The 7,232-nt window shown below is 71.5% G+C and carries 3 protein-coding genes; 1 reads left to right on the forward strand and 2 read right to left on the reverse strand.

Translation table 11 applies throughout. The annotated features are described in order from the left end of the window. Nucleotides 1-136: 136 nt before the first annotated feature. Nucleotides 137-1,480, forward strand: coding sequence for an isoaspartyl peptidase/L-asparaginase family protein (locus tag D7X12_RS36845; protein ID WP_120629882.1), 1,344 nt, complete (start codon nt 137-139; stop codon nt 1,478-1,480). Nucleotides 1,481-1,532: 52 nt separating this feature from the next. Here D7X12_RS36845 and D7X12_RS36850 read toward each other — a convergent pair whose 3' ends face one another. Beyond that, nucleotides 1,533-3,227: a glycoside hydrolase family 99 protein gene (locus D7X12_RS36850; protein WP_120629883.1), complete on the reverse strand. Its 1,695-nt coding sequence runs from the start codon at nt 3,225-3,227 to the stop codon at nt 1,533-1,535. Nucleotides 3,228-3,332: 105 nt separating this feature from the next. Beyond that, entirely contained in the window at nt 3,333-7,106 is a 3,774-nt protein-coding gene (locus D7X12_RS36855; RefSeq protein WP_120629884.1) for a DUF3858 domain-containing protein, read from the reverse strand. Between the last annotated feature and the right edge of the window lie 126 nt (nt 7,107-7,232).

The raw sequence follows: 7,232 nt of genomic DNA on the forward strand, positions 1-7,232 counted from the left end.
GGCCCGGGGATTGTCTCACCACCGGCGCCCCGTGGTGAGACAATCCCCGGGCCGTTGGTGCACCGCGCCATGCGTCGGTCCTGGACAGGCCCCGGGTGAATGGCTTTAGGACAGGGGCTCTCTGGAGGTGCACGGCATGTCCCCCTCGTTCTTCCCTTGGCTGCACCGGAGCCTGCTCGCGGGCACCGCGCTGCTGCTGGCGCCGCTGGGCTGTGTCACGTCGACCCAGTCGGCCGAGCGTGACGAGGCCGTTCTGCGCATGGATTCGCCGCCCCGGGTGAAGCCGAAGTGGGGCCTGGTCATCCACGGCGGCGCGGGCGTGATTTCACGCGAGAACCTGTCCCCGGAGCGCGAGGCGGCGATGCGCGCCGTGCTCACCCAGGCGCTCCAGGCAGGCCACGCGGTGCTGGCCAAGGGAGGCAAGAGCCTGGACGCGGTGACGGCCGCCATCCACGTGCTGGAGGATTCGCCGTACTTCAACGCCGGCAAGGGCGCGGTGTTCAACCACGACGGCGTGAACGAATTGGACGCGGCCATCATGGATGGCAAGACGCGCGCGGCCGGAGCGGTGGCCGGCGTGCGCCACATCCAGAACCCCATCGACCTGGCGCGGCTGGTGATGGAGAAGTCCCCCCACGTGATGATGGTGGGGGACGGCGCGGAGGCGTTCGCGCAGTCACAGGGCATGCCCCTGGTGGACGCGAAGTACTTCTACACGGAGGAGCGCTGGCAGGGGCTCCAGCGGGCCCTGGAGCAGGAGAGGGCAAAGGCCGCTCCGCCCGCGACACCGGCGGCTCCGCCCGCGACGCCTGATCAGCAGCCGCCCGCGACGCCGGGAACACAGGCTGCTCCGCCCGCCACTCCCGGAACGCCGGCCGTTCCGCCCACCACTCCAGGGACGCCGGCCACTCCGCCCACGAAGCCGGGAACCCCGGCCGCTCCGCCCACGACGCCGGCCACTCCGCCTACGACTCCGGGAACACAGGCCACTCCGCCCGCGAAGCCGGGAACCCAGGCCGCCGCACCGCTGACGCCGGGCGTGGATCCCATCACGGGGGACCACAAGTTCGGCACCGTGGGCGCGGTGGCCCTGGACCAGGAGGGCAACCTCGCGGCGGGCACGTCCACGGGCGGCATGACGAACAAGCGCTACGGCCGGGTGGGGGACGCGCCCATCATCGGCGCGGGCACCTACGCGGACGAGCGCTGCGCGGTGTCCGCCACGGGCCACGGTGAGTTCTTCATCCGCTACACGGTGGCGCGCGACATCTGCGCCCGCGTGGAATACCAGGACCTGCCGCTGCCGGAGGCCGCCAACGTCGTCATCCACGACGTGCTGGTGAAGGCGGGCGGCGAGGGCGGCGTCATCGCCATGGACCGCGAGGGCCACGTGGCCATGCCCTTCAACTCCAGCGGCATGTACCGCGGCTACATCGGCGAGGACGGCACGCCGACCGTCGCCATCTTCCAGCAACCCTGAAGCAGCACCCGGGCCCGCGTCCACCGCGAGGCCCGGGCACCGCCGTCTCGCGCTACTGCTTGATGACCGACACGTCATCCATGTGGATGAAGTTGGCGGTGTTGCCGGAGAGGGCGCGCGTGTGGAAGCCGAACTCCAGGAAGCCGCCCGTCACGGACACGGCGGGCGTCTCCACCTGGGTCCAGTCCCCGTACGTGCCCAGCGCGTTGTACGCGAACGTGCACGACACGCAGCCCTTCACCTGGAAGCGCGCCATGTCGAACGTGCCGCCCTTTCGCACCCACGCGCGGACCTTGTAGTTGCCCGGCGCGAGCCCGGACAGGGCCTGGTACGTCCACGTCTCGAACGGCGCGCCGCTCCAGTGCGTCAGGTGGTTCGCGCTGTTGTGCCCGCCGTTGTACGTCTCCGTGAAGGCCGCGCCTGAGGTGCCGTTGGGCGTCCACGTCGTCCAGCCAGCCATGCCGGACTCGAAGCCGCCGTTGGTGATGGACACGCCCGTGCCGCCGCCTCCGCCGCCGTTGAGGATGTTCCGCGCCTGCGTGACGTCCAGCGCGGCCAGCGCGGCGGCGGCCTGGTTGAGCTGCGCCTGCTTGTTGCCGTCGCCCGCGAACTGCTTGCGCTGCTGGTACAGGGTGTTGATGAGCTCCAGCTCGCTCTGCGAATACGGCACACCCAGCTTCTGCTGGAGCGACGTGAGGAAGCCGTAGCCGAACTCGCGCGTGGGTTCGATCATCGTCCCCTCGCCGTAGTCGTTCCAGGTGTTGATCTGGAAGTGGTTGATGCCGGCCGCGTTCTTCGCCAGATCCAGCGTCTGGTTGAACGCCGTCAGCCCGTTGTGGGGAATCTCCCACGTGGGCCCGCCCCAGCCACCCGCCGCGTAGAACGAACGGAAGCCCGGGTACACGGAGCCGAACTTCAGGGGCGACGGGTGGTTGTTGTAGAAGTGCGTGAGGCCCGCCGTGAAGTCCGGGTAGATCCACGCGAACTCGCCCTTCGCGTTGCCGCCCGCTTCGCCCGACTCGTACCAGAGCGTCAGGAAGGTGGGCTTCTGGCTCAGCGGGGAGAAGACGTTTGTCCACTCCCCCGGGGACTGGAACGTCTGCGGCCCGAAGACGAGCAGCAGGGGCGCGTTGTCCTGCCGGATGTAGTTGGGCTGGTTGAAGTACCGGTCGCGCAGGTACGCCATGTCGTTGCGCGCGGCGCCCAGCTTGTCGGTGATGAAGCCGCCGTTGTAGGCGAGCGTGGCGTTGTGGTCCTCGTACACCACCGCGAAGTCCAGCCCCACTGACGCCGTCTGCGCGATGACGGCTTCGGTGTTGGCGCGGTTCTTCGGGTAGTCGAACGCGTTGATGGTGCCCGGCCAGTCAATGAGCACCCCGTCCACGCCCGCGTACTTCATCAGCAGCAGCTGGTACTCGATGACGTCCCGGTCCCCGGAGCCGTACGGCCCGATGAGCGGGTAGTAGTGCGACGCAATCTGCCGCCGCCCGGTGCCGTCCACCACGTCCGGGTTCTGGTTGGACATGGTCCAGTGGATGCCCCACGCGCCATTGCCCGACGTGGCCCGCGTCTCGAACCACGGCATCAGGTGGACGTACACCTTCTTGCCCACCGACTTGGGCACCTTCACCGCCACGCTCGCGCGCTGCGTCTCCAGCTCCGGCTCCACCGCGCCGCCGTCTGCACAGCCCGCGGCGAGTCCCAGCAGCGCGCACGCCCCGAGCGAAATCCAATCCTGAGGTCTCATGTGAAAAGGCTCCTGGCCGGAGGAAACACCCCGGACAGGAGCCCGTTAACACAGGACGTCATCAACCAGGAATAAGCGTATTCCTGGAAGTTCGGGAGGCCGTCGCTACTGCTTCACGAGGAACAGCTCGCGCACCTGGAGCAGGTCCACGTCACCGGCGAAGGCGGCGAACTTCTCGTACTGGGCGGGGGTGACGCGGGCGCGGGGCAGGAGCATGGACTCGGTGATGGTCAGCTCGCGGCCGTCCTGCTTCTCCGCGCGGGTGAAGTGGCCGAACTCGCTGTCCACCTTCAGGCCCGCCTGCGGGTCATTGAGCTTCCAGCCCTTGGGCAGGGTGAGGGTGACGCTGGTGCGGCTGGCCTCCGTGTCGTCGATATAGAGCGGCGTGGAGCGGGAGCTGACCTGCACGTAGCGCCGGCCCAGGAGCGCGGGGAAGGTGAGGGGGCCCAGGGCCATGCGGTTGTCACCCTCCATGCGCCCGAAGCGGGGCACGGTGAAGGCGTAGCGCAGCACGAACGGGGCGCCCACCTTCTCCACGTGCTCCAGCTTCACGTCCGACAGCTCCGCGCCGCCGAAGTAGCGCGCCACCGCGCCCTGGAGCGTCTGGTTGCGGCTCTCCGCGGAGAGCTGCTCGAAGGCTTCGGCGATCTGCGCGGCGTCGAAGCCGGAGTAGGCCTCCTCGCCCTGGCCGCTGAGCTTTCCGTCGGCGCCAATCTCCAGCGTGAGCTTCACGACCTTGCCCGCGCGCGGCTTGAGCGCGGGCGTCTTCACCTTCTCCAGCGGCTTGCCGGGCTCCGGCAGCAGGTACGCCTCGCGCTCGCCCATGGCCGCCTCGGGCAGCTCGCCGAAGGGGCCGAAGCGCACGGACGTGTCCACCCACACCGGGGCTTCATCCGGCACCTCCACGCGCAGCGCCGCGTAGGGCAGCAGCGCGTCCGCCGGGAAGAGGTAGGGCGCGGGGTCGGTGTTGAAGGTGCGCACCGCCGCCACGCGTGACGGGATGCCCAGGGCCTCCAGGCCCGCCTTCATCACGGACAGCCGGCTGCCCCGGTCCTGCGCCACGGTGGAGGCCGCGGACTGCGCGAGGCTCGCGTCCCGTCCAGAGAAGCGCTCCATCACCGCGGCGTGCAGCGCCTTCACGGCGTCCAGGCCCTTCTTGCCCTCGGTGGCCTTCTGCGCGAACGCCTCCACCTCCGCGGTGCGCATCCACCGGTCCTGGAACGCGTCACCGTACACGCGCGCCAGGCCGTCGTTGCCCGTCTCGCCCGCGCCCACCATCACGAAGGGCAGGTACTCGTTGCCCGTGGGCGGCGCGTCCGGCTCCGGGATGAACGGCGGCACCCGGCGCGCGTCGTAGTGGAACACCTCCACGTCGCCCTTCACCTCCGGGGGCGGCGCCTTCATGCCGTGCGCGTCCACCTTCATGCCGCTGCCCTTGGGCGCGACGACGGTGTACGTGCTCCACGCGTTCGGCTGGTTGGCGATCTGGAAGTAGAAGGCGGACGCGGTGAAGCCCGGCTGCGCGGGGCCGCGCTCGCCTTCCGCCAGCAGGTACTCCACCTCCACGGAGTCCCCCACCTGCACGCCGGGGAGGCTCACCGTGTCCTTGCCCTCGATGTTCTCCGGCTCCAGCACGCGGCCGTCGGCCTTGAGCGTGCGCAGCGCCAGCACCTGCGCGCCGCGGGGGATGTTCACCTCCGCGATGTCCTGCACGCCCGACTGCTCCAGCGCCTTCTGGATGGTGTGGATGCGGTTGACGAGCGACCCGTCCGGGAACGCCTGCACCGCGGCCGCGTCCAGCACGTACGCCGCCGCGCTGCCGCCGGTGATGGGCGCCGCCTCATAGGCCTTCAGCGCCTCCTTCCCGTCGATGGCGTACGCCGCCAGCAGCTCCTTGCCCGTCTTCGCGCGCTCCACCGCGCGGCGCAGGGGCAGGTCGCTGCCGTCCAGCTTCAGCGCCTGCTCGCGCAGCTTCAGCGCCTCCGCGCCCTGGCCCGCGTACTCGCGCACGTCCGCCAGCCGCTTGAGCAGCTCCGTGTTGCGCGGCCACACGGTCGCGAGCGACTGGAGCACCTTCGCCGCGTCGTCGTAGCGGCGCAGGCTGACGTAGGCGTTGGCCAGCGCCGCGGCGGTGTTCAGGTTGTTGGGGTCCTGGGCGAGCAGCTGCGCGGAGCCCTTCGCCGCGCCCTCCATGTCCCCCCGCGTGCGCAGGTGGTCCACCTTGCGCGCGTCCGCGCCGGGGCAGCCCTCCTGGGCCTTCACCAACTCGTCGCTGCGCGCCATCGCGTCCCGGCGCCGCGCCAGCGAGTACTGCAGCCCCAGCGCCTCGCACAGGCCGGGCTGGGCCTCCAGCGCGGAGGCGAGCGACGTCTCCGCCAGCGCGTCCACGTCCAGCGCGAGCGCCGCGCGGGCCAGCAGCAGGTGCACCGGGAAGCCCGCGGGCTTCACCGCGTCGCGCGCCGTCTTCAGCGTGTCCAGCGCGGTGGCCGGCTGGCCGTCGTCCAGGAAGAGGTCCGCGCGCAGGAGCAGCGCGGCCACGTTGCCCGGGTCCTTCGCCAGCGCCGCTTCCAGGTCGCGCGTGGCCCGGCCGCGCGCCACCTTGGACGGGATGGTGCGGTCCTGCGCGGCCTGCTCCGCGCGCAGCGTCAGCACCGCGGGCGTCGTGGCCTCCAGCTTCGCCATCAGCCGCCGCGTGCCATCCGGGTCGCGCGACAGCCCGTCGCGCACCGCGAGGAACGCGCCCAGCGTCTCGCCCGCCTCGGACTGGAGCACCTGGGCCAGGTCCTCCGCGCCCGGGTACACGGCAGGGGCCTCCGCCTCGTCCAGCGTGGCGTTCCACACCGGCGCGGGGCCCCTGGCGGCGGTGAGGCGCACCTGCGACGCGCTCCCGTCCGCCTTGAGCAGCGCGAAGGTGAGGCCGCCCATGGAGTTGTCCCGGGACAGCTTCACCACGAAGCGGTGCTTGCCCGCGGGCAGCTCCAGCGCCCGGGCGGACACGGTGGACGCCGTGCGCGCCCAGTCGCGGCGGTCCAGCACCGGCGCGCCGTCCATCAGCACGCGGTGCGACGTCTGGCTCACCGTGCGCAGCACGTACACGCCCGCTTCGGCCACCTCCGCGTCGATGCCCAGCGCGTACATGTCCCCGTGGCCGGGCTCGCCGCCCAGGTCCAGGCGCCCATCCGGCGAGCGCAGCGTGCGCGCCGTCAGCGGTCCGTACGCGCCCGTGAAGGGGCCCGCGAACGAGCCGTCCTTCTCCGGAGCGATGGGCTCGTCGATGGCCAGCACGTGGAAGGGCGAGAAGGGGCCCACGAGCGTGGCCTCGCCGGCGCCGCCCAGGTCCTTGAGCGCCTGGGCCTGGACAGCGGTGTCCGCGCGGAGGCTGGCCACCGCGAGCCTCGCGGCGCGCAGCAGGTAGGCCGTCTCACCCTGGGCGCCCGCGGCGAGCCCGGCGTCCACGCCCTTGAGCAGCGCGTCGTCCTCCGCGCGCGAGGTGCCCACGCGGTCCAGCACGTAGCGGGCGGCGATGGCGGCCAGCGGGTGGCGGGGAGCGCGCTTCACCAGTTCCAGTGAGGCCGCGAGCGCGCGGTCGGACTGGCCCTTGCGCCGGGCCAGCAGCGCCTGTCCCTCCAGGGCGTAGGGGTCGCCCGGGTCCTTCTGCACGGCGGCGTCGAAGCGCTGCTGGGCGAGGTTCACGTCGCCCGCGACGAGGTACGCGTGGAAGCCCGCGAACGCGAGCGTGCGCGCTTCGACGTCACCCTGTCCGGCGCGTTCTGCGGCGGACTCGAGCACGTGGGGCGCGACGACGGAGGACGGTCGGGGGCAGCCGGAGAGGCCAGCGACGAGGGCGAGCGCGGTCAGGCCGCGACGGAAGGTGCGCATAGGGGAGTCGAGGGATAATGCAATCCCCCCGGCGAGGCCATATTCCCCTTGCAGTGCGTGTCCGGAGACGGCTTCCGGCTGTTGCCCTAGCGGCGCTTCGTGGGCTTGGCGGGGGCTGCCTTGACC

The sequence above is a fragment of the Corallococcus sicarius genome (assembly GCF_003611735.1).
Classification (GTDB): domain Bacteria; phylum Myxococcota; class Myxococcia; order Myxococcales; family Myxococcaceae; genus Corallococcus; species Corallococcus sicarius.